18 protein-coding genes are annotated in these 25,780 nt (G+C 70.4%); 7 read left to right on the top strand and 11 right to left on the bottom strand.

Annotated elements, in window-relative coordinates; all coding sequences use genetic code 11:
• Window positions 1-131: 131 nt before the first annotated feature.
• On the bottom strand, window positions 132-872 hold the full coding sequence (locus WMF22_RS22210; protein WP_438036943.1) for a cobalamin B12-binding domain-containing protein: 741 nt from the start codon (window positions 870-872) through the stop codon (window positions 132-134).
• A gap of 218 nt (window positions 873-1,090) precedes the next feature.
• Here WMF22_RS22210 and pucL point away from each other — a divergent pair, with 218 nt between their 5' ends.
• Both pucL and WMF22_RS22200 read left to right on the top strand, forming a co-directional pair.
• Window positions 1,091-1,936 carry a factor-independent urate hydroxylase gene (gene pucL, locus WMF22_RS22205; RefSeq protein ID WP_437301032.1) on the top strand — a complete coding sequence of 282 codons (846 nt, stop codon included), beginning with the start codon at window positions 1,091-1,093 and terminating at the stop codon, window positions 1,934-1,936.
• A 59-nt stretch (window positions 1,937-1,995) separates the two neighbouring features.
• Window positions 1,996-3,201: a PAS domain-containing protein gene (locus WMF22_RS22200; protein WP_438036942.1), complete on the top strand. Its 1,206-nt coding sequence runs from the start codon at window positions 1,996-1,998 to the stop codon at window positions 3,199-3,201.
• A 5-nt stretch (window positions 3,202-3,206) separates the two neighbouring features.
• Here the strand turns inward: WMF22_RS22200 and WMF22_RS22195 are convergent, their stop codons facing one another.
• The 4 genes from WMF22_RS22195 to WMF22_RS22180 all read right to left on the bottom strand — a co-directional run bounded on the left by WMF22_RS22195 (window position 3,207) and on the right by WMF22_RS22180 (window position 7,495).
• Window positions 3,207-4,562: a hypothetical protein gene (locus WMF22_RS22195; RefSeq protein ID WP_438036941.1), complete on the bottom strand. Its 1,356-nt coding sequence runs from the start codon at window positions 4,560-4,562 to the stop codon at window positions 3,207-3,209.
• A 37-nt stretch (window positions 4,563-4,599) separates the two neighbouring features.
• Window positions 4,600-5,637 carry a hypothetical protein gene (locus WMF22_RS22190; protein ID WP_437301029.1) on the bottom strand — a complete coding sequence of 346 codons (1,038 nt, stop codon included), beginning with the start codon at window positions 5,635-5,637 and terminating at the stop codon, window positions 4,600-4,602.
• 333 nt (window positions 5,638-5,970) lie between these two features.
• Window positions 5,971-7,098 (bottom strand): hypothetical protein, encoded by a 1,128-nt coding sequence (locus WMF22_RS22185; protein ID WP_438036940.1) that lies wholly within the window; start codon window positions 7,096-7,098, stop codon window positions 5,971-5,973.
• A 61-nt stretch (window positions 7,099-7,159) separates the two neighbouring features.
• A complete protein-coding gene (locus WMF22_RS22180) occupies window positions 7,160-7,495 on the bottom strand; it encodes a LysR substrate-binding domain-containing protein (RefSeq protein WP_438036939.1) in 336 nt (111 codons plus the stop codon).
• Between the two features lie 638 nt (window positions 7,496-8,133).
• Between WMF22_RS22180 and WMF22_RS22175 the strand changes: the two genes are divergently transcribed.
• The 3 genes from WMF22_RS22175 to WMF22_RS22165 all read left to right on the top strand — a co-directional run bounded on the left by WMF22_RS22175 (window position 8,134) and on the right by WMF22_RS22165 (window position 12,848).
• Window positions 8,134-9,648: a DUF1592 domain-containing protein gene (locus tag WMF22_RS22175; protein ID WP_438036938.1), complete on the top strand. Its 1,515-nt coding sequence runs from the start codon at window positions 8,134-8,136 to the stop codon at window positions 9,646-9,648.
• Between the two features lies 1 nt (window position 9,649).
• Window positions 9,650-11,035, top strand: a complete 1,386-nt coding sequence (locus tag WMF22_RS22170; protein WP_437301025.1) for a DUF1552 domain-containing protein — start codon at window positions 9,650-9,652, stop codon at window positions 11,033-11,035.
• Between the two features lie 115 nt (window positions 11,036-11,150).
• Complete coding sequence (locus tag WMF22_RS22165; protein ID WP_438036937.1) at window positions 11,151-12,848, top strand: RICIN domain-containing protein; 1,698 nt, start codon at window positions 11,151-11,153, stop codon at window positions 12,846-12,848.
• A 118-nt stretch (window positions 12,849-12,966) separates the two neighbouring features.
• Here WMF22_RS22165 and WMF22_RS22160 read toward each other — a convergent pair whose 3' ends face one another.
• Window positions 12,967-14,910 (bottom strand): hypothetical protein, encoded by a 1,944-nt coding sequence (locus tag WMF22_RS22160; protein WP_437301023.1) that lies wholly within the window; start codon window positions 14,908-14,910, stop codon window positions 12,967-12,969.
• A 266-nt stretch (window positions 14,911-15,176) separates the two neighbouring features.
• Window positions 15,177-17,639, bottom strand: coding sequence for a heavy metal translocating P-type ATPase (locus WMF22_RS22155; RefSeq protein ID WP_438036936.1), 2,463 nt, complete (start codon window positions 17,637-17,639; stop codon window positions 15,177-15,179).
• On the opposite strand from WMF22_RS22155, the gene WMF22_RS22150 reads away from it, so the two are divergent.
• The gene (locus WMF22_RS22150; RefSeq protein WP_438036935.1) at window positions 17,638-18,474 is read left to right on the top strand and encodes a cadmium resistance transporter; all 837 of its coding nucleotides are present in this window, start codon (window positions 17,638-17,640) and stop codon (window positions 18,472-18,474) included. The genes WMF22_RS22155 and WMF22_RS22150 overlap by 2 nt on opposite strands.
• Before the next feature lie 27 nt (window positions 18,475-18,501).
• Here WMF22_RS22150 and WMF22_RS22145 read toward each other — a convergent pair whose 3' ends face one another.
• Entirely contained in the window at window positions 18,502-19,494 is a 993-nt protein-coding gene (locus WMF22_RS22145) for a hypothetical protein (RefSeq protein ID WP_437301020.1), read from the bottom strand.
• A 68-nt stretch (window positions 19,495-19,562) separates the two neighbouring features.
• The gene (locus WMF22_RS22140; protein WP_438036934.1) at window positions 19,563-20,978 is read right to left on the bottom strand and encodes a protein kinase domain-containing protein; all 1,416 of its coding nucleotides are present in this window, start codon (window positions 20,976-20,978) and stop codon (window positions 19,563-19,565) included.
• 306 nt (window positions 20,979-21,284) lie between these two features.
• On the opposite strand from WMF22_RS22140, the gene WMF22_RS22135 reads away from it, so the two are divergent.
• Entirely contained in the window at window positions 21,285-22,052 is a 768-nt protein-coding gene (locus WMF22_RS22135) for a hypothetical protein (RefSeq protein ID WP_437301018.1), read from the top strand.
• 231 nt (window positions 22,053-22,283) lie between these two features.
• Here the strand turns inward: WMF22_RS22135 and WMF22_RS22130 are convergent, their stop codons facing one another.
• Entirely contained in the window at window positions 22,284-23,558 is a 1,275-nt protein-coding gene (locus WMF22_RS22130) for a glycosyl hydrolase family 18 protein (protein ID WP_438036933.1), read from the bottom strand.
• Between the two features lie 601 nt (window positions 23,559-24,159).
• Entirely contained in the window at window positions 24,160-25,557 is a 1,398-nt protein-coding gene (locus WMF22_RS22125) for a sigma 54-interacting transcriptional regulator (RefSeq protein WP_438036932.1), read from the bottom strand.
• Window positions 25,558-25,780: the final 223 nt, after the last annotated feature.

Here is a 25,780-nt window from a genome sequence, read left to right as displayed (position 1 = left end):
TCATCGGAATCCTCCGAATCAAAGCCTCTCCCTCGCTCGCGGCGGAGGCGATCTGTCTTTGGCAGGCCGGCGCGGAGCTCGCTATGCGAAACGCACCCCGCGGGGCCGGCGGTTGAAGGCGCGGAGCGGGGTCATGCGCTCCGCGCCGCGAGGAGCTGCTCCGCCGCGCGGACGGCGCCCTCCGCGCTCGGCGCCGAGCCGTCGGCCCCGAGCTGCCTCCAGAGGTCGTCGACGACGCGGAACGGCTGGCCGCCGACCAGGACGACGACGCCCCTGCACCGATCGTCGCCGCGCGCCGCGGTGATCACCTGGCGGACGCTCGACAGCTGATCGCTGAGCGCGGCCGAGACCGCGAGGACGTCGGCCTTCCGCTGGACGACCTCCTGGATCACGTGCTCGGCGGGCGTGCTGGCCCCGAGATAGAAGGTGTCCCACCCCGCCATCTCGAAGAAATCGGCGACGAAGCGCGCGCCGATCTCGTGGAGGTTCCCGTCCACGGCGGTGGCCACGAGGCGGCGGCCGGCGCGATCGGCGCTGACGACGAGCGGATAGAGCTGGCCCAGGATCATCTGCGTGACCGCCGTGCAGTAGTGCTCCCCGGCGACGCTGAGCTGACGGAGCTGCCAGCGCCGGCCCAGCTCGTACTGGCACGGCTGCAGCACGTGAACATAGATGTCCTTGATCGGCGCGCCGGCGTCGAGCGCCTCCCGGATGGCCCGCACCGCTCGCCTCCGGTCCCGCTCGATCAGCGCGTCGAGGTAGCTGCACGCGACCGCCCCGAGCGGCGCCTCCCGGCGGACGAAGCTGGCATCCTCGGCGTGCGTCCGAGCGACGAGCTCATCGGCCGCCCTGTCACGGTCTGTGGTCACCATGCCCGCGTATGTGGTGACGCGCCCTCGCCACCGCACGCGCGATATCGCACGGGTCCGCCCGACGCCCCTCCGGCGGGCGGCCGCCGCCGGCGCGTCGCCGCGCGCCGCGGGTCGAGGGCGAGGGGACCCGCCAGGCTTGAGCCGGCGTCGCGCTTCGAGCTACCGTCTCTCCCGCGTCTCAAAAGAGCGTCGTCGCCCGGCGCGGGAGCTGAAGAACGATGTCGATCTCGTTGGTGCGGAACGCCTACGGCAAATCGAGGGTGCGGCTCGTGAAGGTCCGCCGCGCGGGCGCGCGGCACGAGCTCACCGACGTCCAGATCGATGTCCAGCTGGAGGGCGAGTTCGACGACGCTTACACGAAGGGTGACAACAGCAAGGTGCTGCCCACGGACACGATGAAGAACACCGTGTACGCGCTCGCCAAGGGCCACCCGGTCGAGCCGATCGAGGACTTCGGCGTCCTGCTCGCCGACCACTTCCTCGGCAGGCCGCACACCCGGCGGGCGAGGGTCGCTATCGCGGAGAACGTCTGGTCTCGCGTCGACGCGGGCGGCGCGCCGCACCCTCACGCCTTCCTCCGCGCGGCAGGGGAGCGGCGGACCGCGGAGATCTCGGCGACTCCCGGCGGGGTCGAGATCACGTCCGGCGTCGCGGACCTCCTCGTCCTCAAGACCACCGGCTCGGCGTTCTCGGGCTTCCCGCGCGACGGGTACACGACGCTCAAGGAGACGGGCGACCGCATCCTCTCGACGCTCATGGTGGCCCGCTGGCGCGCGGCCGGCCGCGACCCGGCGCCGACGGCGACGTGGGAGCGCGCCCGCCGCGCCCTGATCGAGACGTTCGCAGAGCGACACAGCCTCTCGGTGCAGCACACCATTCATGACCTGGGGGAGGCGGTGCTCGCCGCCTGTCCTGCCATCGACGAGGTGAGCCTCTCGCTCCCCAACAAGCACTGCCTGCTCGTCGATCTCGCACCCTTCGGGCTCACCAACGACAACGAGATCTTCGTCCCCGTCGACGAGCCGCACGGGCTCATCGAGGCCACGATGAAGCGAGGGAGCTGAGCGTCGGGCGCGGCCGTTTTTCTCGACATGCCGACGACGCGCCCGGTACAGTGCGGCGAATGGACCAGATGGCCGGCCCGGACGAGCTCGAGATCGCGACGAGCTACATGAACGCGGTCCTCAACGGACCGTTCATCGCCGTGGAGTGCACGGGCGACGTCGGGTCTCTCGAGATCGCCGCGTGGAGCGCCGGGGCGGAGCGGCTGCTGGGTTACACCGCGGAAGAGGTGATTGGCCGCCGCCTCGCGGACACGGCGCTCCGCAGCGCAGACGTCGACAACTGGCGACGCCTCTGCGACGGGCAGGGCGGCGCGCCGCTCTCGGCCGAGCACCGGCGGAAGGACGGCCGCGTCGTCGCGTGTGCGTGGGTGCACGAGCCGATCCGCGGCGTCGACGGCCAGGTGGTGCGCAGGCTCTTCCTCGGGCAGGACGTGACCGACCGCGGCCGCCTGGCGGACGCGTCGCGGGACGACTCGATCATCCTGCGATCCATCCTCGATCACGTCCCGATCGCCGCGTGCAAGTATGATCGCGATGGGGTCTTCACCCATCATGACGGCAAGGGGCTCGAGAACTCGGGCGTGAAGCCTGGGGCGCTCATCGGCAAGAACGTCTTCGACCTCTACGGGTCGAGCCCCGAGGCCGCGGACGGGATGCGGCGCGTGCTGGCGGGAGAGGTCGTGGAGAACCAGGTCGAGACCCACGGCGTCGCCTGGCGGTCCTGGCTGCTCCCCGTCTTCGACGAGCGCGGCGCGCCGGACGGCGCGGTCTCCGTGACGTTCGACATCACGGACATGAAGCGCAAGGAGGTCGAGCTCCAGGCGAGGCTCGACATGATCCAGGCCCAGCAGCAGGTGATTCGCGCGCTGTCGACGCCCATCATCGAGGTCTGGGATCGCGTGCTGACGCTCCCGATGGTCGGCGTCGTCGACAGCGTGAGGACCTCCGAGGTGATGGACAGCCTCCTCGACGCGATCGCGACCAAGGGGGCGCGCTTCGCGATCCTCGATCTGACCGGGGTCGACGCCGTCGACACGAAGACGGCCAGCTACCTCATCGAAATGGTCCGCGCGATACGGCTCCTCGGCGCGGAGGGCGTGATCACGGGTATCCGCTCGAACGTGGCGCAGACGATGATCGCGCTCGGGGTCGATCTCTCGGGGATCATCACGATGGGCAACCTCCGCGCCGGCCTCAAGCTCTGCATCCAGCGGATGAACCGCGCCGACGCGGCCGACGGCGCGCGGCAGGCCGAGGCACGCTGATCGGGCTAAGGCGCTTTCGTCCGCGGCGGCGAGACGTCGAGATCCGCCATCTTTCCCTCTCGCTCCAGCCGCCAGATGTCCTCGTCGGTGACGAACTCCTGCGCGAGGAGCTCTCGCGCCCGCTTGATCTTCGCGAGGAGGACGGGCTCCGTGACCGGTATGCTCGACTCCTTGGTCGGCGCGGGCGGCGGCTTCATCAGCGAGAACGTCCCGCGCGCAGCGTGCCCCTCTGCCGTCTCGCCCTCGAGAACGTACGTGATGGTGAACACATCCGGTTCACGCGCCGTGTCGAGCTTCACCTCCACGTCGACCCCTTGCCCCGGTGGGATCTCGGTAAGGCCGAGCGAGGCCTCCTCGTGCGGTGAGGCGCTCGACGCCCCCGCGAAGTGCCGCACCGCCGTGACCGTATCGATCCGGACCGGCGCGTCGCGGTGATGCCAGAGGCGGAACGTCTGCCGGACCACGCCGTCGCCGTCCTGCTTGGGAAATCGGGGCGTCGGCGTCGCCGCGATGGTCACGATCCCCCGCTCGGCGAGGTCCTGAAACATCATGTTCGGGATCTGGAGCAGGGTGCGGCCGGTGAGCTTCTCGCCCGCTTCGCTCTTGACCTCCACCCGGATCAAAAACTCGGAGACGAGCGTGGTTTGCGGCCGGCGCTCGTAGCTGTGGGTCACGAACGGCGCCTTCGTCTCCTCCGAGCCGCCGTCGTCGAACACCCAGGCATAACTCGCGGGCTTGAACGGCCTCGCGGCGGGGTTGTCCTTGATCCCGACGTCGACGATCTGCGCCGTGAGCTCGAATTCACCGGGGGTGCTCGGCTGGAGCCTGTGGGTGACGACGACGATCCGCTCCGGCTTGCAGGCGTTGACCTTGTATCTCGGGACCTCGATCTGAGTCACCGCGTTGTTCCGCCCGAACACGGAGATGGTGGGCATCTCGTACGATCCGTCCGTGTCGGGCCAGATGCGGAGTGGTACCCGCGATCCGGCGCGCGTGCCAATGACGCCGTGGAGGTACTCATCTGTCCCGTTCGTGGTATGCGATCGCACGGTGATGAGGTTCTCCTCGCCGGCGCACACCTCCGGCTTCTCGACCTCGATCTCGTCGATGACGGGCGCCGGGTCCTCCGCGGGCGCGCTCGCCACGGCGGCGCTCACCGCGGCGGCGCTCGCCGCGGCGGCGCTCGCCGCGCGTCCGGCGCGCGGCGGGGCCTCCGGCGCGCTCGTCTTCGCCGCTGCCTGCACGGGCTCGGGCGCCTTGGAAGGGCGGACCGACCAGACCAGGGCCCAGAGCGCGGCGGCGAGCACCACCACACCGACCCATTGCGCCTTTGACCGATGCTCGCCGATCCTGGTCGTCATGGCCGGAGCTCCTCACGTCGCTGTGCTCGAACGTCCGTCAGTACCAGCACCCGTAGACGTTGCCCCCGGAGTTCCACTGGACGTTGTGGTTCGTATCGGCAGACCAGACGGTCGCGCCGGCCTGCGTCCCCCAGGGGTGCCCGTTCCAGCCGCCGATGCGGTCGGGGCTGATGGACACGGCGACGGTCTTCGGGTCGTCTCGGACTCCTCTCCACACGCTGCTGCTGCCGGTGTTGCATGCGTGCGAGGCCATGCAGTTCGCGACCTGATTGGCGGCCTTGTCGCAGACGTCCGTGAAGCATGCGAGCGAGGTGCCGACCATGCCCCAGAACCCCAGGCTGTTCTCGCAGCTGTCCATCACCCCGCCGTGAAGGGCGTTGGCCGCGCTGACGAGCTTGGCGTGGCTGTACGTGTACGGCGGGATGGCGCCCTGGCCGTCGAGATGGTGCGCGAAGGCCAGGAATGAGGAGCAAACCATACCGTTGTTCCACGCCGGCCCGCCGGTGGGCGTGCCCTCGGTGTTGCGGTACTGGAAGAACGAGTAGTGCACCCGGTCGCCGCGGACGCTCAGCCGAGGGATCTCGACCCCTCCGTCGATGATCGAGCGCTCGGCGTAGTAAGGCACCTCCCACCAGATGGTTTCGCCGATCGACGCGGCCCGCTTGGGATCGCCGACCTGATAGGTCAGCGCGGCCGGGCCGCTCCCGCCGCTCCCGTAGAGGAAGCGGTAGATCCCACCCTGGTTGACCTGCGCGAGCCCGGGATAACCATCGAGCAGATCGTTCGATACGATGGGCGTGCTGCACACATCAGGCCAGGAGTTCTCGCGCGGCTGCTTCATGGTGGCGTGCGTCACCCACCGTCCGGGTCCGTGCGACAGCATCGAGTGCGTTCGGAACTCGCCGACGGCGTTAAGGACGTCTCCGATCGGCCCGGAGCCGGCGCTGAACACGGCCGCGCCGTTCGGCGCGTTCCAGCCGGCGCTGGAGTACCCGCACGCCTGCTCGGCGGCGGCAGCGGCGGAGGCGAGGCACGATGATACGATGACGAGCGGCAGGACGATCGCTGGTTTCACGGGCGCACCTCCGAGAGCAGGGCCGTCGGGACACAGGGCGGTGAAGCGGGCGCGTGGAGCGTCCTGGGCTCTGACGGACGAACGCCGCGAGCGGCCCGAGCCGGAGGCGGCGCTCGCTCGAGATACGGAAGGATGACGCTCCAGGGGCGGCGCGTGCGGGTGCCCCACCCCCGGCAGATAGTGTGGTCTGCGGAAACCGTGGGCAAGCAGAAAATGGAGGCGCGATTGCCTTCTACCGCCGTGATCGAGCCCCTCAGGCGGGCGGGCCTGGCGGATGCACAGAACGATGGACAGGACGATGCACAGGACGGACCGGCGGGACCCGGGGACGCCTCATCGGTCGACTGGAGGCGGCGAGCCCCGTCCCGGGGCTCCGAGCACCTCGACCGCCCCCTCCGACGACAACAAGATCTGCGGGTTGGCCTGCGCCGGCGAGATCACGTTGAGCACGCCCCTCGCGCGCACGCGCAGGCCTGGTTTGATGAACTTGTTGCGCGCGTCCACCGGGGCGCCGGGGTGCGCCGCCCAGCCCCGCGCGAGTTTGTCGCGGATCGCCTCGAAGAGCCCCGGATCGCTGAAATTGACGAGCGTATACTCGCGCTCCACCCGATCCCCGTCGACGACGCGCAGCGCCCAGATGTCGAATTTGATCTGCGGGCTCCTCGGGAAGAGCACGAGATCGCCCTCCAGCGCGATCGGCTGGCCATGACCGGCCTGCATGCGCTCCAGCACCTCGACTGGCCTCGAGACGGCCGGATCGAGCCGCAGGTGGATCGGGTGATCGGGGCGCTCGGCGATCACGTAATGCAACCGGATCTTGTCATTGCGCCACAGGTCCCGGACGTGCTCCGGGCGGGTCACGAACACCGGCACCACCTTGTCTGCGAGCTCGACAACGAGGATCTTGCCCTCGGCGTCGACGCCGTGCACACGACCCACGAACTCGCGCCCCCCGAGGAGCGCCGCGTGTGTGGTCGTGTCGTGTGCATACGGCGGCGCGTCCACGCCGGAGGAGAACCGCGTGATCACCTCGATGCGGCGCACGCGGACATGGCGCTGAGGGCCTTTCTTCTCGAGGCTGCCGAACACGCGCAGCCTGTCATGCCGCTTTAGCCCCGCGAGCTCCCGCGCGACCTCCGGCGACCCCGGGATCATCGGAAAGTCAGCGTAACGGAAGAAATCGTGCGGGAGCCGGTAGGTGAAGACGAAGAGACCGGACGCAGGCGCCGCGCCGTGCATCCATCCATCGAGCCCGTGGCCGGCGAGCGCCGCGGCGATGCCGGCATCATCGTCCGGGTCAATCACGGCCGACGGATCGCGCGGGGTCGGCGTCGCGTGATGGCTCGGAGTCGCGCGCGCGGGCAGCGCGGCCGGAGCCTGTGCTGGCGGGGGATGGCAGCCGGACGGAACGACCAGGAGGGCGAGAAGCCAGCCGAGCACCGCGACCGCGCGTTGACCCATGCGCCAGCATAGCAGTCGCGGAGTCGAACCTGCACGGCGGCCGTGGAGCGCCTGAGCGGCGCTATCGCGTGCTCCGGTCGAACCGCGCCCACGCCTGCACGTCCCGCGATCGTTCGAGCCGCGCGATCGCCCGCTGCACCGGCGAGAGCCCCGGCAGCGAGGTGCCCACGACGACGTGCCCGCACCCGAGGTACCGCTCGAACGTCGCGCGCCCGCGCGCGAGCGGGTGCCCGCGACGCGTCACGATCACGTGTTCGTCGTCGACGATGGGGCGGAACACGAACTGCTCCAGCCCGTCGATGTCCGCCCGCGGGACGAGCGCCAGGTCGACGTCTCCGCGCTCGAGGGCGCCGACCGGCCTCTCCGCCCCGTTCGAGCGTGAGCCGTTCGGCGACATCCGCGCGCCGTGACGCCTCGAGGCGCGGCGCGCGTGACGTCGCTGGTCAAAATTCGAGAGCATTCGGCGGTTCGTGATCAATACGCGCTGGAGCGGGAATTCTTCCAATGACTACTCGTGTGCGCGGCGTGGGTGGCCTGGAGAGGTGCGACGAAGTCGCGCTCTCGCCTCGCTGCCCAGGCCGTAGTTCGCCCGGTTCTGCTGGGCTGACGCGGCGCGTGCCGCGTCAAGTGACGGCCAGCCGATCCATAATATGACGGGAGTGGAGTCTTCGGGCAGTACCAGACTTCGCCAGCCGATGGTCCGTTGTTGACCGCTGTCCGGCCATTGAACGTGGGCGTCTTGCGCTGTGGATTGATGGGAGCAGCGCTTGACGTCTGCCGAGGCTTCACCGTAGGTTGTGACCGACGGTAGGAGGTCACGGTATGGCTGACTTAGGATATCGTCGCTGGCGAGCCGGTTCGGCGCTCGTAGCGACGCTCGCGCTGACGGCCGTAGCCGGGTGCGGTAACGGGCAGATTGGAGCTTCGGGCTCCGACTCTGGCCCCGGCTCCAGCTCCGGGGGGGACGGCTCGACGTCCGGACAAGGAGATCCCCCGGTGTGCGGCGCCGAGCGGATCCTCGCACCGCAGCGGCGTTTGACGCGATTCGAATACAACAACACGGTCCGAGATCTCCTCGGAACGTCCCTCACCCCTGCCGATCAATTCCCCCCGGATGAGATCGCTGGCGGCTTCAACAACAACGCGACGGTGCTGACCGTGTCTGCGCTGCACGCGGAGAAGTACCTCCTGGCTGCCGAGGCGCTCGCGACCGAGGCCGTCGCGGGCGATCTATCAAAGCTCGTGCCGTGTGATCCGGCCGCGGTGCAGGGGCAAGTCGCCCAGGAGGAAGCGTGCGCGCGGCAATTCGTCCAGGACTTCGGCCGTCGCGCGTACCGTCGACCGCTCGAGACGTCGGACGTCGACCGGCTGATGCGCGCCTACGCCGCGGGGCGCACCGACGGGTCGTTCCGTGAGGGCATCGAGGTCGTCATCCGGGCCGCGCTGCAATCGCCGAAATTCCTGTTCCGCCTGGAGCTGCGTCACGATCTCGATGCCTCCTCGTCGCGGGTGCGCCTCGACCCGTACGAGATGGCGTCGCGCCTGTCGTACCTCGTCTGGGCGTCCGGCCCCGACGACGCGCTGCTCGATGCCGCGGAGGCGGGCCTGCTCGATACCCGCGAGCAGCTCGCCGAGCGAACCCGCCAGATGCTGGAGCACCCGCGGGCGCGCCGGGCCGTCACGGAGTTCTACAAGCAATGGCTCAACCTCGGGAAGCTCGAGACCATCGTCAAGGAGGAGAGCCAGTTCCCCGGGTACGACGACGAGCTCGTCGCCGGGATTCGCGCCGAGACCCCCGCGTTCGTCGAGCACGTGCTGTGGTCCGGGGATCACAAGCTCTCGAGCCTGCTCACGCTGCCCGTCGGCTTTGCCACCGAGTCCGTCGCCGAGCTCTACGGCGTGACGGTCCCGCCCGGCTCGACCACACCCCAGCTCGTGGAGCTCCCGCCGGACCAGCGCGCAGGGGTGCTCACGCAGCCCGCGTTCCTGGCCGTCCACGCGCACCCCGATCAGACCTCTCCGGTGCTGCGGGGCAAGGCCATCCGCTCGAAGTTCATGTGCCAGGATCCGCCGCCTCCTCCTGACGACGTCGACCTCACGCCGCCCACCGGCGAGGAGGGCGTCACAGCGCGTGAGCGGTTCAACCAGCACGCCTCCAACGCCAGGTGCGCCGGCTGCCACAAGCTGATGGATCCGATCGGCTTCGCGTTCGAGAACTTCGATGCCGTGGGCGCGTACCGCACCGAGGAGGGCGGGCAGGTCATCGACGTCTCCGGGGAGATGGTCGCGTCCGAGGACATGGATGGCCCGTTCGTCGGCGTCCGCCAGCTGGCGGAGAAGCTCGCCGGGAGCGCGCAGGTCCGCGAGTGCCTCGCGACGCAATGGTTCCGCTACACGGCGGGCCGCTTCGAGAACGTCGACGACGAGTGCTCGCTCGACGGGCTGCGCGCAGGGTTCCACGGTTCGGAGGGCGACCTCGTGGAGCTCATCGTGGCGACGACGCAGACCGACGCGTTCCTGTACCGCAGCGCGATCGCAGAGGAGGAGTGACATGACACCGCGAATGATCTCTCGACGGCGGATGCTCCAGGGCGCGCTGGCGGCGACGGCGACGATCCCGCTGCTGAACTCCGAGCTGGCCCGCGGGCAAGAGGCCACGGCGCCCAAGCGCTTCGTGGTGTTCTATACGCCGAACGGCACCATGGAGTCGAAGTGGATGCCCACGGGCACCGAGAACAACTTCACGCTGAGCCCGCTGCTCCAGCCGCTCTCGCCGTTCAAGTCGAAGATTATCCCGATGCGCGGGGTGAACATGAACGTCGTGGTCAACTCGAACATCGGCTCCGAGCACGCTCGGGGCATCGGGGGCCTCTTGACGGGGCGGGCGCTGCTCAAGGGCAACTTCAAGAGCTTCATGTCCACCAACGCCGGCTGGTCGTCGGGGATCTCGCTCGATCAGCACATCGCGAACAAGCTGCAGCCCAAGACGCTGTTCAAGACCCTGGAGCTCGGCGTCCAGGTCCGTGACGCGGAGGTGCGCGGCCGGCTCAGCTACGCCGGGCCGGACCAGCCCATCCCCCCCCGCGAGGACCCTTACGACACGTTCCAGCAGCTCTTCGGGGCCTCGGTGCCCGACCCGGGCCAGGACCCGGGCGGCTCCACCGCGCTGGATCGGCTCCGCGCGCAGCGGCGGACCGTGTTCGATCTCCTCCGCGAGGACATCGCCGACGTGCGGCCCCGCATCGGCAAGGAAGATCGCCTCAAGCTCGACTCGCACCTGCAGTCGATCCGGGACATCGAGGCGCGTCTGGCCGGCGGCGGCTCCTCGACCGGCGGCGGCGGCACCCCGACCACGGGCAGCTGCAAGGCCCCGGCGCTGGGCGACCGCATCGACCTCTCGAAGGACGACAACATGCCCGCCATCGGCAAGCTCCAGATGGACATGATGGCCGCGGCGCTCGCGTGCGACCTCACCCGGATCGCCACGATCCAGTGGTCGTACGCCGAGAGCGAGCACCTCTACCCGTTCCTCGGTCTCACGCAGAATCACCATGCCATCTCCCACGAGTGGAACGCGGCGGGCGACGAGAAGTACATGAAGATCCACACGTGGTTCGCGGAGCAGCTCGCCTACCTGCTCGGGAAGCTCGATTCGTACGCGGAAGGGGATCGCACGCTCCTCGACAACACCGTCGTCCTGTGGGTCACCGAGATCGGCGAGTCGAGGCAGCACGCGCTCACGAACATCCCGTTCTTGCTCGCCGGCAGCGGGGGCGGGGTCTTCCGCACCGGCCGCTTCGTGGACTATCTGGCGAACGGCGGCTCTGCCCGCCAGCACAACGATCTTCTCGTCACGATCGCGAACGCGATGGGCACCGACGACAAGACCTTCGGCGACCCGCAGTACAGCACCGGCGCGCTTCCCAGCCTGACGTAGCCAGCTGCTGGCAGATCGCACGGGAGCGGATCAATTCACCCAAGCCGCTGCGCGCGAGAAGGACTTGACTCGTCCGGTTGAAGGCACCGAGATCTCGCTCTTTCTGGAGGGCATCATGCGTCTCGGTTCCTTGTCTCCGGTGATGGGCCTGCTGGTCGTGGGGCTCGGCGTCGCGTCTTGCGCTTCCGACTCGGAAGAGCTCCCTGGGGGCTCATCGGAGGGCAGCGGCGGCGCTTCCGGGGTCGGCTCATCGTCCGGCGGCGGCGGGGCGCCCGGCGCGTCGGTCGGCTCGTCGTCCGGCGGCGGCGGGGCGCCCGGCACCTCCAGCGCTTCGGCGGGCGGGGCGCCGGGCACCTCCGGCGCGTCTGTCGGCTCGGCGTCCGGCGGCGGCGGCGCGCCTGGCGAGGGTGGGGGACCGGAGCTGCCGCCGGCGGTCGGCCCCCTGGTCAACGGGATCCAGTGGGCCGACACCTCGGGCAAACCCATCCAGGCGCACGGGGGAGGGGTGATCCGGGTGGGCGACCATTATTACTGGTTCGGAGAGAACCGGAACCCGGACGGGACGTTCTATGCCGTCTCCTGCTATCGCTCGACCGATCTGCGGCGCTGGGAGTTCAGGAACCATGTCTTGACGATGGACTCGGACAAGGACCTCGATCCGGCCAACATCGAGCGCCCGAAGGTGGTCTACAACGCATCCACGGACAGGTTCGTGATGTGGATGCACTGGGAGAACGGGGTGAACTACGGTGAGGCCCGCGCCGCGGTCGCGAGCTCGAGCACCGTGGACGGCGACTACACGTATCACGGCAGCTTCCGGCCGCTCGCCGGCAGCGGGGTGACCGATCACGGCAAGCCCGGGTACATGTCCCGCGACTGCGGGCTCTTCGTCGACGACGACGCCAAGGGCTATTTCATCTCCGCCACGAACGAGAACTACGATCTCAACCTCTACGAGCTGGCCCCCGACTACCTGTCCATCGCCCGCCTCTCCGCCACGCTCTTCCCCGGCGGGCACCGGGAGGCGCCGGCCCTGTTCAAGCGGAACGGCACCTATTTCCTGCTGACCTCGGGCGCCACGGGCTGGTCGCCCAACCAGGCGAAATACGCGACGTCCCGCGCTCTCGACAGGGGCTGGTCGGCGATGACCAACGTCGGTGACGGCACGACCTACCACTCCCAGTCGACCTACGTGCTCCCGGTCCAGGGCAGCGCCGGGACGGCCTACCTGTACATGGGAGATCGGTGGGCAGGGGCCTGGAGCGGACCGGTCAACAACTCGACGTACGTCTGGCAGCCGATCTCCTTCCCGTCGGACACCACCATGAGCATGCGCTGGAACAACACGCTGACCATCGACACGTCGGCCGGCGCCGTCGCCGGAGCGACGAACAATTTCAAGCTCGTCAACAAGAAGAGCGGCAAGGTGATGGATGTCGTCGGCGCGTCCGGCGAGGACGGGGCGGACGTCGTCCAGAACGCGGACAGGGGAGGAGACAGCCAGAAGTGGAGCTTCAACTACAATGGATCGGGCTACTTCCGGCTGACCAACGTCAAGAGCGGCAAGGTGCTCGATGTCCCTGACGAGTCGACGAGCGACGGGGTCGCGCTGGTGCAATGGGAGAACCACGACGGCGACAACCAGGCATGGCTGTTCATCGATCTGGGCGGCGGTGATTTCCAGATCAGGAACAAGAAGAGCGGCAAGCTGATCGGGGTCTACCAGGGCTCCACCGCGGACGCCGCCGCGATCGAGCAGCGGGGGGGCGGCGGCGGCGAGGAGCAACGATGGCAGATCGTCGTCGCCGAGTGATGGGTGGATGACGGGCGGGGCGCCTGCGAGGGCAGGGCCGCGACGAGGCCGGCGCCGATGAGCGCGGCGGCCCGGCCCGATCGAGGTCGACCGGGCCGGGTGGAGGATCGCGGCGCCGCTACGACCGCGCGCGCCGCCGCCGCCCGAGCACGAGGCCCGCGGCCGCCGCCGCGAGCGCGGCGGCGCTGCCCGCGGAGCCCGCCGGGCCAGAGGCGCTGCACCCGGCCGCGGCCGGCGCGAAGCCGCCGTCCGTGTCCGCTTCGGCCGACGCCGGCAGCGCGTCGGGCTCGTGCAGATCCCGAGCCGACATCGGCTCATCGAGCACCTCGTCCACGGCGAACGAGGTGGACAGCACCTCGCGCTCGCCGCCCAGGCCCTCTTCCGGCGCGAACTCCGCGTTCCCCGGCGCGGCGAGCTGCGCGACGGCGCCCTGCGGGCTCGAGACCTGGAAGATCGTGTTGCCGATGGTCACATACCAGCTCCCGTCGAGCCAGCGACCATGCCCGAGAGACGAGCCGATGGTCTCGGGCGCGCCCCCCGCCCGGCCCAGATAGCGCTTGCCGCCGTTCAGGAAGAGGACCTCGCCGGTGTCGCTGATGCCGTCGTGGCCGACCCGGAGCTTCACCTGATCGAACTGGCTCGACGTCGTGAAATCGCTGATCTGATGCTGCTCGCCGTCGGGGGTCCGCAGCCAGACCTGGTTGACGGCGCCGTCGCTCTTCAGGAAGGCGGCGTGGCCCGCGTGAACCAGCAGCCCGGCCGAGGTGCCGGTGATCGAGTCGCCAAGGAACACCTCCTCTCCCTCCGCCGTGTACAGGTAGCTGGAGCTCGTCATGCCGTCCCACCACCGGCCGGCGACGTTCGTCCCGTCGGTGATCGGCCGCTGCAGGTTCCCCTCGTGATCGCCGAGGCGCACCCCGCTCGGCCCGACGATGGCGGAACCCTCGTAGGTGCCGAAATAGACGCCGCCGGAAGGCGTGATGTCGGCCTGGAACGGTGACCTGCTCCCGTCGATGCGCCAGAGGGTCCTGCTCGTCCCCGCCGACAGCGAGGTCGCGACGGCCCAGTCGTCGCTGTTCGTCGTCCACACGATGTTGTCGCCGTTCACCGCGTCGAGGCGCGCCGCGCTCGTGATGGTGCGCCGGGCGCCGTTGACCCAGGCGAGGATGTGGCCCGTCGTCGACTGATGTACGGACCCGGACGGCGTGAGCGCCCCGTAGACCTCGCTGAACGGCAGATCTCCTTGAGGGATGGTCGCGACCCAGGTCACCTGCTGCGTGGCGCGGTCGAAGATCCCGAGGCGCTGGTAGAGGTCCCGGAAGAGGATCCGCGCGGCGTCGAAATCGAGGATGGTGCCGGGCGCGCGCTGGACGGCGGTGAGCCTCGGGCTCCTGTCGACGTAGATGGGGCCGATGGTCCTCGTGACGGTGGGGCCCACGCCGTCGCTGGCCTCGAGCGTGAGCGTATACGCTCTGCCCGACGGGAGCTGGTAGCCGTACCAGGCCTGCTCTTCCTTGAGGTAGAGGTGCCCCGGCACGGGCTGCGGGTTGCCCGGCAAAAGGGTGACCTGTCCTTCGGCGCTGTGGAACGTCGCCCGGAGGCTCTTGCACGTGTACGGCGGCGTCGGGACGCACTTCGCGGCGAAGCGCCAGCCGTCGGTGAGGGTGTCGTTCACGACCGCGTTCCATCCGAGCGTCGGCGGCGCGTACCGGTGTACGGTGCCCTGCGCGCTCGCCACCTCGCCAAGCGTGCTGTACGCGTGGACCGTCACGATGTGGGGCCCATAGGCGAGCTCGCCCGCCAGCTCGCCGAGGTCGAACGCTCCCTGGAAATGACCCCCTTCCGTCGGCGTGAGCTCGATGGTGAGCCCTTCGAACTCCGCCTCGACATAGTAGATGTCCTCGGGGGACGACGCCGTTGCGTGCACCGGGATCGTGCTGCTCTCGATGATCACATTGGTCGGCTCGATGAGCCCGACGGTGACGGCGGCATCGGCGGCGTGGGCCGAGAGGGACAGGGCAAAAGCAATGGCTGTGCCAAGATGCTGGCGATAAGCTCTCATGGATCCTCCGTATTTTGAACGCTTCGGTGCATCCGTGGCTCCGATCATTCACTCACCGGGTAGCCGCCCTGCGAGCGGGCGTGAAGCGGAACGACGCGCTGGCGCCCGGGCCGAGCGCTTCGCTGGCGCGATGAGCCGGCTGTTCGGGATAACAGCGCGACGAGCGCGCTGCTCGTCGGCTTCTTGCTTTACCGCGTCGGGCTGCAAACGCGACAGGAACGCGCCGCTTTTGCTGTGTCCGCGGGCGCACGCCCGCGCGCGGCGGGCTACGGCCGACCGAACGCGCGTAGCCGGAGGGAGTTGGTGAGCACCGACACGCTCGACAGCGACATCGCCGCGCTCGCGAGGACGGGCGACAGGAGCCATCCGGTGAACGGGTAGAGCAGGCCCGCCGCGATCGGGATGCCGATCACGTTGTAGATGAACGCCCAGAACAGGTTCTGCCGGATCGTCCGCAGGGTGGCGCGGGCGAGCCCGAGCGCCACCGGCAGGCCCGCGATCCCGCCGCGGATCAGCGCCACGTCCGCGGACGCGACGGCGATGTCCGTGCCGCTGCCCAGTGCGATCCCCACGTCCGCGCCGGCGAGCGCGGGCGCGTCGTTGATGCCGTCGCCGACCATGGCCACCCTGCGGCCGGCGGCCCGCTGCTCGCGGACGATCCTCGCCTTGTCCTCGGGCCTCACCTCCGCGAACACGGCGCGGATGCCGAGCTCATCGGCGACGGCGTGCGCGGCGCCCGCCCGATCGCCGGTCACCATCGCCACCTCGACGCCGAGCTCGGCCATGGCCACGACGGCGCGGCGCGCCGCCTCGGTGGGCCGATCGGCGACCGCGACGAGGCCCGCGAGCCGCCCGTCGACGGCCACGAACGACGGCGTGCGGCCCAGCGCGGCCAGGCGATCGGCCTCGGCCTCCAGCGCGGCCGTGTCGACGCCCGCCCGCTTCAGCCACGCCGCGGTCCCGATGCGGACGAGCCGCTCCGAGACGCGCGCCTCGATGCCGTGGCCGATCTCCGCGCGGAACGCCGAGGCCTGTGCCATGCCGACCCCGCGGCCGCGGGCGCCCTCGACGATCGCCCGCGCGACCGGGTGCTCGCTCTCTCGCTCGGCGGCCGCCACGAGGCCGAGGAGCGCCGCCTCGCCGTGGCCCGCGAGGTCCACGACGTCCGTGAGCTCGGGCCGACCCGAGGTCAGGGTCCCGGTCTTGTCGAGCAGCACCGCGTCGACGCGGCTCGCGGCCTCGAGCGCCGCGCCGCCCTTGACGAGGACGCCGAGCTCCGCGCCGCGCCCCGTCCCGACGGCCACGGCGGCCGGCGTTGCCAGCCCGAGCGCGCACGGGCAGGCGATCACGAGCACGGCGACGAACCGCTCGACCGCCGTGGCGAGCCCCGCGGCGGTCGGGTCGATCGCGAGCCACGCGGCGAAGGCGAGCGACGCGACGCCGAGGACGACGGGCACGAAGACGCCGCTCACCACGTCGGCGAGGCGCGCGATCGGCGCGCGCGACCCCTGCGCCTGCTCGACGGCCTCGACGATGCGCGCAAGCGCGGTGTCCGCGCCGGTCTTCGTGACGCGGAAGACGAGGGCGCCGCTCTGGTTGAGCGTCCCGCCGAGCACGGCCGAGCCCGCCGTCTTGTCGACGGGCATGCTCTCGCCGGTGAGCATCGCCTCGTCGACCGCGGACGCGCCGTCGACCACCTCGCCGTCGGTCGCGATGCGCTCGCCGGGCCGCACCCGCACGAGGTCGCCCGGGGCGAGCGACGAGGCGGGCACCTCGTCCTCGGCGTCGCCGCGGACGCGCCGCGCTGTCTTCGGCTGGAGCGCCACGAGCCCGCGCACCGCGTCGGCGAGCCGCTTCCGCGCGCGCGTCTCGAGGAGCTTGCCGAGCAGCACGAAGGTGACGATCGCGGCCGCGGCCTCGAAGTAGACCGGCGGCGCGTGGTCGTGCTCGGCGTGCGGGAAGAGGCCGGGGGCCGCGACCGCGGCGGTCGAGTAGAGCCAGGCGGCGCCGGTCCCGAGGCTCACGAGGGTGTTCATGTCCGCGGCGCGGTGCCGGAGCGCGCTCCAGGCAAGGCGAAAGAACCGGCGCCCCGGCCCGAAGACAACGATCGTCGCGAGCGCGAGCGAGAGCCAGCGCGCGGAGGCGCCTTCGAGCGCCGGGATCGCGCCGTGGGACATGGCCATGGCGAGCAGCGGCGCGGTGAGCAGCGCGGCGATAGCGAAGTCGCGCCGGAGCGTCCGCTGCTCCTTCTGCTCGGCCGCGTCCATGGCGGCGGCGCGATCGGCCGCGCTCGACTGCAGGCGCTGCGGTGGGGCGTCCGCCGTCGCTGCCGGGCGTTCGGGCGCCGTGGAGGTCGCGGGGACGCCGGCGATCGGCGGGCTTGCGGGGACGCCGTCGGCCTGCGGGGCCGCGGGGAGGCCGGCGGTCGGCGCGGCTTCAGGGACGCTGGCCGCCGGGGGGATCTCGGGCACCTCGTACCCCGCCTCCACGATGGCGCTGGCGAGCGCGGCCGGCGTGGTCGCCTGCGCGTCGTAGGTGATCGTCGCGCGCCGGGTCACGAGGTTGACGGCCGCATCCTGGACGCCGGGCGCGGCGCGCAGCGCCTTCTCGACGCGGCGCACGCACGCCGCGCAGGTCATGCCCTGCACCGGAAGCTCCGTCCGGGCGCCCTGCGCGGCGGGCGCGGCCTTCGCGCTGGTCGGCTGCACGGGCTGGGGAATCGTCGCCATGGCTTTCTCCTTACACGAGCTCGCGGCTCGTCTCCTGTCGCCTGCGCAGACGCGCCGTCGCTCCGGTGATTACGGTCTACCCCTGCAGGCCCGGGTGAGCTCCGGCGTCGGCCGGTTCGGAGCGGCGCCCGCGGCGCCCGCGCCCCGCCGAGCGGACGCGAGCCGCGGGAGGTGGTACGTCCGCGGGCGCGCCATGGAGCAGATCCTTCCGGCTGTCGGGGTGAGCGTGGTCGTGTTCGTGTCCACGAACATCGACGACATCCTCCTTCTCTCGGCGCTCTTCGCGGATCCAGGCTTTACCCCTGCTCAGGTGGTGGCCGGCCAGCTCCTCGGTATCGCGGCGCTCGTGATCGTGAGCGCCGCGTGTGCGCTGCTCGCGGTCCGCGTGCCGGACGGAGGGATCGGCCTGCTCGGCCTGGCTCCCCTCGCGCTCGGCCTGAGAGGCCTCTGGGCGCTCTGGCGGGGCACGAGGGCGGAAGCAGGCACGGCGAGCAGAGCGGACGAAGCAGACGCAGCGGAGAGCGCACGCGAGCCCCAAGGCAGCGCGTCGCGCTTCAAGGTGATCGCCGTGGCGAGCGTGACCCTCGCGAACGGCGGGGACAACCTCGGCGTGTATATCCCGCTGTTCTCCAGCTCCCCTGCGCACATCCCGCTTCATGCGGCCGTGTTCGCGGTCATGACCGGCGCCTTCTGCGCGCTAGGGCACCGCCTTGTCAACCACCCGATCCTGGGCACCCGCATCCGGCGTTTCGGCCGTGCGGCGCTGCCGTTCGTCTTGATCGGCCTCGGGCTCTGGATCCTGTCCGACGCCCTCGTGCTTGTCCGCGCGCGGTAGCCGCCCGGGGGGCGCACGCGAGCCGCGTCACCAGCGGCCGCGCACCACGACGCCGCCACCGGCCTGGCCCGCAGTCAGCTCCCAGCTCACCTCGGGCGCCGGCTGGCGGCGCGGGGATGGCTCCAGCAGGAAGAGCAGCGCCGACGCGCCGGCGAGCGCCACGCCGGCGCCGAAGCCGACCGTGCTCACCAGCCCAAGCTGCTTCGCGCGGTTGCCAGCGTCGAGCCCGTCGGGTTTGCATCGCGCCCGGTCGGGGCTCACGTCCCTGCAGTTGTCGGCCGCGACGCCGCTCGCGTCGAGCGCCATCCACCCGGTCACCGATCCGACGATCAGCCCGGCCACGCCGAGCCCGCCCGCCACATAGGTGACCACCCGCAGGCCGCTGGGCCCCTGATCCGGCGCCGGCGGCTCGGCGAGCGGCGGCTTGACGGCCGCCGGGGACTTCACCTCGAGCACGATCGCCCTCGACTCCGACCGGTCGATCGTGAATCGCGTCTCGGTCACGGCCCCTCCCGGCGCCTGCGTCGTCACGACGTGCTCTCCGGGATCGACGGGGAGCGCGACGCCGAGCGAGGGTCTCTCCAGCGTCATGCCGTCGCACTGCACGCGTGTCCCCGCCGGCGCGCCCGGCGGCAGCGACAGCGTGAGCTGCGGCACGAGCGGCGCGAGCGCGCCGCGCTGCCCGAGCGCGATTTTCTGTCGCGCCGACTGCTTGACCCGCTCGGGCTCATTCATGCGATCGACCATCGCGAGATAGTCGTTGTAGCGCGCGACCGCTGTCGCGATACGCCCCCATTTGGCCTCGCACTCGGCGAGCGTGAACAGCCGCCCCGGGCGGGGATCGAGACGCTGGCTTTCGGCGAGGGCAGGGCAGCCGGTCTCGTACCGGCCCGCCAGCATGTCGGCGAGCCCGCGATCGAAGTGCGATTCCGCGACGGCGAGCGCCTGCGCGCTGGCCGGCGCCGCGACGGCGACGCCCAGCACGCCAAGGCAGATGGACCGGAACCAGGAGAAGCGCATGAGTGAGCCGCCAGATACCATCGTTCCCGCTCGCTCCTGGCGAAGGAGTGTCCGCCCTGCCATCGTGCTCAGTCCGGCTTGTACAGCGACTCAGGGCTCGGCTCTGCGGCCGGCGGGGCTGGCGCGAGCCTGCGCCGTGAGCCGAGCGCTGGCGGCGGCGACGCGCTCGCCGCCCCCGTCGCGGGGGCGAGCGCGCGGCTGCCCTTGCCCAGCGGCACGGAGGCCGCGGGAGCGGGCGTCGCGACGCCCAGCGCCGTGGCTGTCGCCGAGGCGTCGGGGAGAGGCGGCGTCGGATGGACTTCAGGGGGCGCGGAGGCGGGCGAGCGCGCGTCCCCCGCGGTCTGCGCGGGCTCCGCGCTCCCGTCGGCGGGCAGCGCGCCGCGGCCCAGCGAGGCGAAGGCGAAGGCGCCGCCGCCGAGGAGGACGAGCGCCGCGACCGTGATCGCGGCTCGGCTCCGTTGCTTCGTGGGGGGCAGCGCGGTCAGCACGGCCGCGGTCGGGAGCTGGACGTCGCTCGGCAGTGACAAGGAGCGGGAGCTCAGGGGGCCCTGTCCACTCGGCGTCTCCGCGGGGAGCAGGCGCGATGATCGCACCGGCGCGGCGGGCAGGTCGAAGACCTCGGCGAGCGCCTCGACCGCGGCCGAAGCGGTGGCGAAGCGCGCCTCGGGGGCGCGGGCCGTCACCTTGGTGAACCACGCGTCGAAGGCCGGAGGCAGCATCACCCCCTCGGCGTCCGCGCGCGTGGACGCGGGCTCCTGCGGGCCGTTCACGGCGAGCGCCGCGAAAGCGAGCGCACTGTCGTACTTCCGCCTGTCGTTCAGCCAGTACGCCTTGCCGACGAGGAGCGTGTACGCGATCATGCCGAGGGCGAAGATGTCGGCAGCCCGCGAGATCGACTCCCCGCTGAATTGCTCGGGCGCCATGTAGAGCGGCGTGCCGAGGACCGCGGTCGCCGCCGAGTCCGTCGCCGTCTCGACCACGAGCTTGGCAATGCCGAAGTCGAGCACCTTGAGCCGGGGCGCCCCGTCGTCGGTCTCGGCCAGGAAGAGGTTGGCAGGCTTGAGGTCTCGGTGGACGACCCCGGCGGCGTGTGTCTTGTCGAGGGCGATGGCGGTCTGGCGCAGGAAGGCGACGGCCTCTTCCGGCGGCAGGCGCCCGGCCTGGCGGAGGCGCTCGTCGAGCAGCGTGCCGCGGAGCAGCTCCATCACGAGGAACGGCTTGCCGGTCTCCGCGTCGATCCCGGCGTCGAACACCTCGACGATGTGGTCGCTCTCGATGCGCGCGGCGACGCGCGCCTCCAGCTTGAACCGGGCCTGGAAATCGGGGTTGCCGGCGAGGTGCGAGTGCATCACTTTGAGCGCCCGCCGGCGCTCCGTCTCGATGTGCAGAACCTCGTAGACCGCGCCCATCGCGCCGCTGGCGATTCCGCGCACCACGCGGTACCTGCCAGCAAACAGCATCCCGTCGTCCAGACTCAGCGACATGGGTTCCACCAGCAGGCGAACTTATACACCAGCGTACGCGACGCCTGCACTCAGGAACTGACGGATCGAAGCGCTGTTTACAGTGTTCCAGCAAAGATCTAGGGTGCGCTCCGTCGGTCTGTGCCGTCGCGCGGCGGAATGGCCGGTGGTCGCTCGCTGACCGATCGGTGACAGCCGTGTGACTCGATGGGAACATCATTCCATTTCGGCGGCCAACCTCCTCTCCTCCGCGACCAAAACCTCTCGAAATTTCACATGAAAATGAAGACGATATTGGCTTTCGCTCGGTGCGCCGGCGGATGTGCCATGGCGCTGCTCGGGCTCGGATGTGCGCAGATCTTCGGCTTCGACAAGGTCTACGAGCCCGAGGACCCGATCTCCGGAGGCGGTGGCGCAGCGGGCTCAGCGGCCGAGAGCGGTGACGGCGGCGCGGGGGATCCATGCGAGATCCTCGCGGTGCTGCCCGGGGAGAGCCTCGCCCTGTCGATGATCGACGACATGGAAGACGGAGACACCCGGATCTCCGGAGGGAACGGGTCGAACCCTTGGGCAGGGTTCTGGTTCGAGGACAACGACGAATCACCGGAAGGAAGGCAGGATCCTGCGAACCCGGCGGACCTCGTGAGCCCCCTCGACCCTCCGCGCGGCGCCAGCACCAAGGCCGTGCACACGAGCGCCGATGACGGCTTCCTCCTCTGGGGAGCCGGCGTCGGCTTCCATCTGGACGACGAGGCCTACTACGACGCGTCCGGGTACCGTGGCCTCACGTTCTGGGCCCGCGCCGAGGAGGGCTCCACCAGGAGAATGAAGGTGATGTTCATCGATCAGCAGACCTATCACCTGGGGGGCATCTGCAACGAGGCCGAGGGGGAATGCAACAATCACTTCCACAAGCCCGTGATGCTGGAGAGCGACTGGAAGCACTTCAAGATTCCGGTGGAGTGCCTCAAGCAGGAGCCCTACGGCAAACAGCTGTTGGCGCCCGCCCTGGAGCGGCTCTGGGCCATCGAGCTCTTCTTCGACAAGGAGCAGGCGTTCGACATCTGGATCGACGACGTCGCCTTCTACCGGTAGGCGCAGATCTCCTTCAATCAAGGGGAGCGCGCGCTGTCCGCGATCGGCGGGCGGAGTCGCTGCGCGCTCCACGTCCGCGATCGGCGGGCGGAGTCGCTGCGCGCTCCACGTCCGCGATCGGCGGGCGGAGTCGCTGCGCGCTCCACGTCCGCGATCGGCGGGCGGAGTCGCTGCGCGCTCCACGTCCGCGATCGGCGGGCGGAGTCGCTGCGCGCTCCACCCGAGCCCGCTTCAGTCCGTGACGAGAGGTCCCACGCCGTTGGCGAACTCCCATCTCTTGCTCTCGTCCATGTGGATCTCCCAGTCGAACACGCCGCGGAGCTCCGGGTGGTTGCTCTCGACTTGATTCCACGTGGGGATCGCCTCGTCGATCGACATGTAGTATTGCCGGTCCGAGATCCCGAACCCCACGACGACGTGCGTCGAACCGAGCAGCGAGACCCACTCGTTCACGCTGTTCACGATGTAAGACTGCTCGGCGAGCTCGGGGCCATCGTAGTACTGCGGGGCCGCGTAGTCCAGGGCGCCGGCCTCCACCATCTGCTGGCAAAACGTCTTGTCGCGGCTGTTCCAGGGGGCCGGAGGCGCGGTGATGATGAAGCCGGGGATGCGCCGCTTCAGCTCCTGGCTGATCCAGATCATCTCGGAGGTGTCGGGGGCCTGATCGGCCTCGAAGGTGTTCCAGTCGAGGCCGTCGAACCCACCCAGGCGGTCGTAGATCCCGATCACGCTATTGACGAACGTCTCCGACTTCGCGCGCGTCGGGAAGCTCATCCCATTGTGGGCGCCGCCGACGGTGAGGATGATCCTGCGATCCTGGACCGTCCGTGCGTACTCGATGTCGGCGTTCAGGTGCGTCGCTGCTCCCTTGCCATCACCCGGCGGCTCCCAGTAGACGGCGCCCGTGGTGCCGGGCGATCCTCCGAAGGGCTTCGCGGCAAAGAGATAGATCACGTTGTAATTGCTGTTGATGTCCCGGATGCGGACGGGCGCTTCCGTCCAGTTGGGGTAGTAGCCAGCGACGACCTTTTCGGGGAGCCCAAAGCCCGCGCGGGGCCTGCCGTCGTCGCCGGGGCTGTCGCCGCAGCCGGAGTACGGCTCCCAGAAGTACGTGCTGACGGTCGGGATGAAGCCGGGATTGTCGAACTTGGCGATGTAGGCCGACCCCTCGTAATTCACGATGTCCCCCGCGGCATACGGGTGACCCTCTTGCCATTGCGGATAGCTGCACGAGCCCTCGGTGGGCTCGGAGCTGGAGCCCTCGGTGGGCTCGGGGCTGGAACCCTCGGTGGGCTCGGAGCTGGGGCCCTCGGTGGGCTCGGGGCTGTCGCTGCAGCCGGAGTACGGCTCCCAGAAGTACGTGCTGACGGTCGGGATGAAGCCGGGATTGTCGAACTTGGCGATGTAGGCCGACCCCTCGTAATTCACGATGTCCCCCGCGGCATACGGCTGATCCTTCTGCCACTCCGGAAAGTCTGCGCACGCGGCGGATTCGTTCTGATCCACCTCGAGCTCCTCCGGCGAGCTGGAAGCAAGGCATCCGAGCCCGCTCGCGGTGAAGGCGACGAGGAGAAGTGAAAGCTTGGGAGAAATCTTGGAAAGATGGAGAGACATGGTGGCCTTTCTTCGACGAGAGATGAACGATCGCCGATGGTGGTCTCGCCGAACGCAGCATTGCCATGCTGCGATCCGGCGCCGCTGGGCCGTGACTCGCCGCTGGGCTCGACCTCGATCACCACCCGTTGATGGGGACATCGTGGTACCAAGCGCGGCCGGGTCGTCGTGGCCCGATGCAACTGCGCTGCTGCTGCTGCGCTGCTGCTTCAGGGAAGAGCAAGCGATGTACCAGTCGTGATCATGGCCCCGACGATGGGCGCGCGGCGTCGGGGCAGCCCGTCGCTGAGCTCTTCCTGGAGCCGACGCGCGGCGATCGAGCCCGGCAAGCGGGGGGCGCGCGTGGGCGATCGGGGAGATCGCACCGCGATCGCCTCGATCGCGAGCGTGGGAACTCCTGGATCGCCCCCGGCGATCCGGCGCTCTCGGGCCGCCTGGAGCTCACCCGCGGCCTGTCACGCGCCTGTCGTCCGGCGCGCCGGCGCCGCAGGTGTCAGGTGGAGCGCCGTGCGCGCAGGATCTGGAAGTACCGCCGCGCGATGCCCGACGCGGCCGCCGCGTTGCTGACGTTGCCCCCGTGCTGCGCGAGGACGCGCTGCACGTAGCGCCGCTCGAAGTGCTCGACGATCCGCTCCCGCGCGCGCGGTAGCGGCAGGTTCAGCGCGAGGATCTCCTCGACGATGTCGCCGGATGTCCCGGGCTCTGCGCCTCCGCGCGTGGAGGGCGGCGCCGGCGCGCCCGGGGAGGCCAGCCCGGCCCGGGTGATCTCGATCGGCGCGTCCTCGCCGAGCGCCACGCGCCGCGCCACGGCGTTGTAGAGCTCGCGCACGTTGCCCGGCCAGTCGTAGTCTTCCAGCCGCTCGCCGAACCCCTGCGGGAAGAGCGCGCCGCGGCCGGCGAGCTGCCGAAAGAAGTGGTGCGCGAGCACCCTGACGTCGCCCCGCCGCTTGCGCAGCGGCGGCAGCTCGATCCGGGCCACCGCGAGCCGGAAGAACAGATCGTCCCGGAACCGACCCGCCTGGATCTCCCGCTCGAGATCGCGCCGCGTCGCCGCGAGCACCCGGATGTCCACGCGGATCCAGCGGTTCGAGCCGACGCGCTGCACCTCCGATCGCTGGATCGCGCGCAGCAGCTTGGCCTGCAGGCTGAGGTCGAGATCGCCGATCTCGTCGAGCAGCAGCGTGCCGCCGTGCGCCTCCTCGAAGACGCCGCGGCGCGCCTCGTTCGCGCCGGTGAAGGCGCCGCGCTCGTGCCCGAAGAGCGCCGACTCCACGAGCGTCGGCGGCACCGCGGTGCAGTCGAAGACAACGAACGGCCCGGCCGCCCGCGGCCCCTGCTCGTGGAGCGCCTCCGCGAGCACTTCTTTGCCGGTCCCCGTCTCGCCCTCGATGACGACGGGGACGCTCGAGGCCGCGAGGCGCTCGCACAGCGGATAGAGCCGCCGCATCTCCTCGCTGGCGCCGAGGAGCCTGCCGAACTGCACGGCGGGCGACAGCTCGGCCGCCTGCGTGACGCCGAGCGCCTCGACGCGGAGCACGGTCTCGCCGATCCGGACGAGCTCGCTGCCCTGGAGGTACGCCTCCCCGACGCGGATCCCCTGGACGAAGGTGCCGTTCGTCGATCCGAGGTCGGTGACGCGGAGCCGGGCGCCGGCGAGCTCGAAGGCGGCGTGGCGGCGCGAGACGAGCCGATCGGTGAGGGGGATGTCGCAGGCGGGGCTCGTGCCGGCGAGAACGCGCGAGGGCAGCCCCGGCGCCACCGTGAACCGGCGGCCCTCGTCCGGGCCCGCCATGACGGAGAGGGCGAAGCTCTCGGCCGCGGCCGCGGCGGGGCGCACCGGCCCGGGCAGGAGTTCGGTGGAGGCGGCATCGTCGTCGCTCAGCGGAGGCATGCTGCCATCTCAGCAGGCCTCCGCGCCGACGTCACGTGAGGCAGATCGCACCCAATGGATCGCCGGGATCGCTCTCGTACGCACTCCCGGTAATGATCCGTTGACCTGTCGCTTCGAAGCCCGATTCGGCGCTGCTCCGCGCTGGCACGCGCCGTGCTTGAAATGCGGCCGTCGCGCCCAGACCGGGCGACGGCGGATCGGCCCGACAACGACAGCGGGCGCC

It is taken from the genome of Sorangium sp. So ce204, from assembly GCF_051526795.1.
GTDB classification, from domain to species: Bacteria; Myxococcota_A; Polyangia; order Polyangiales; family Polyangiaceae; genus Sorangium; species Sorangium cellulosum_B.
Note: the sequence above shows the minus strand (reverse complement) of the source record. Positions and strands in the feature narration are given on the sequence as shown.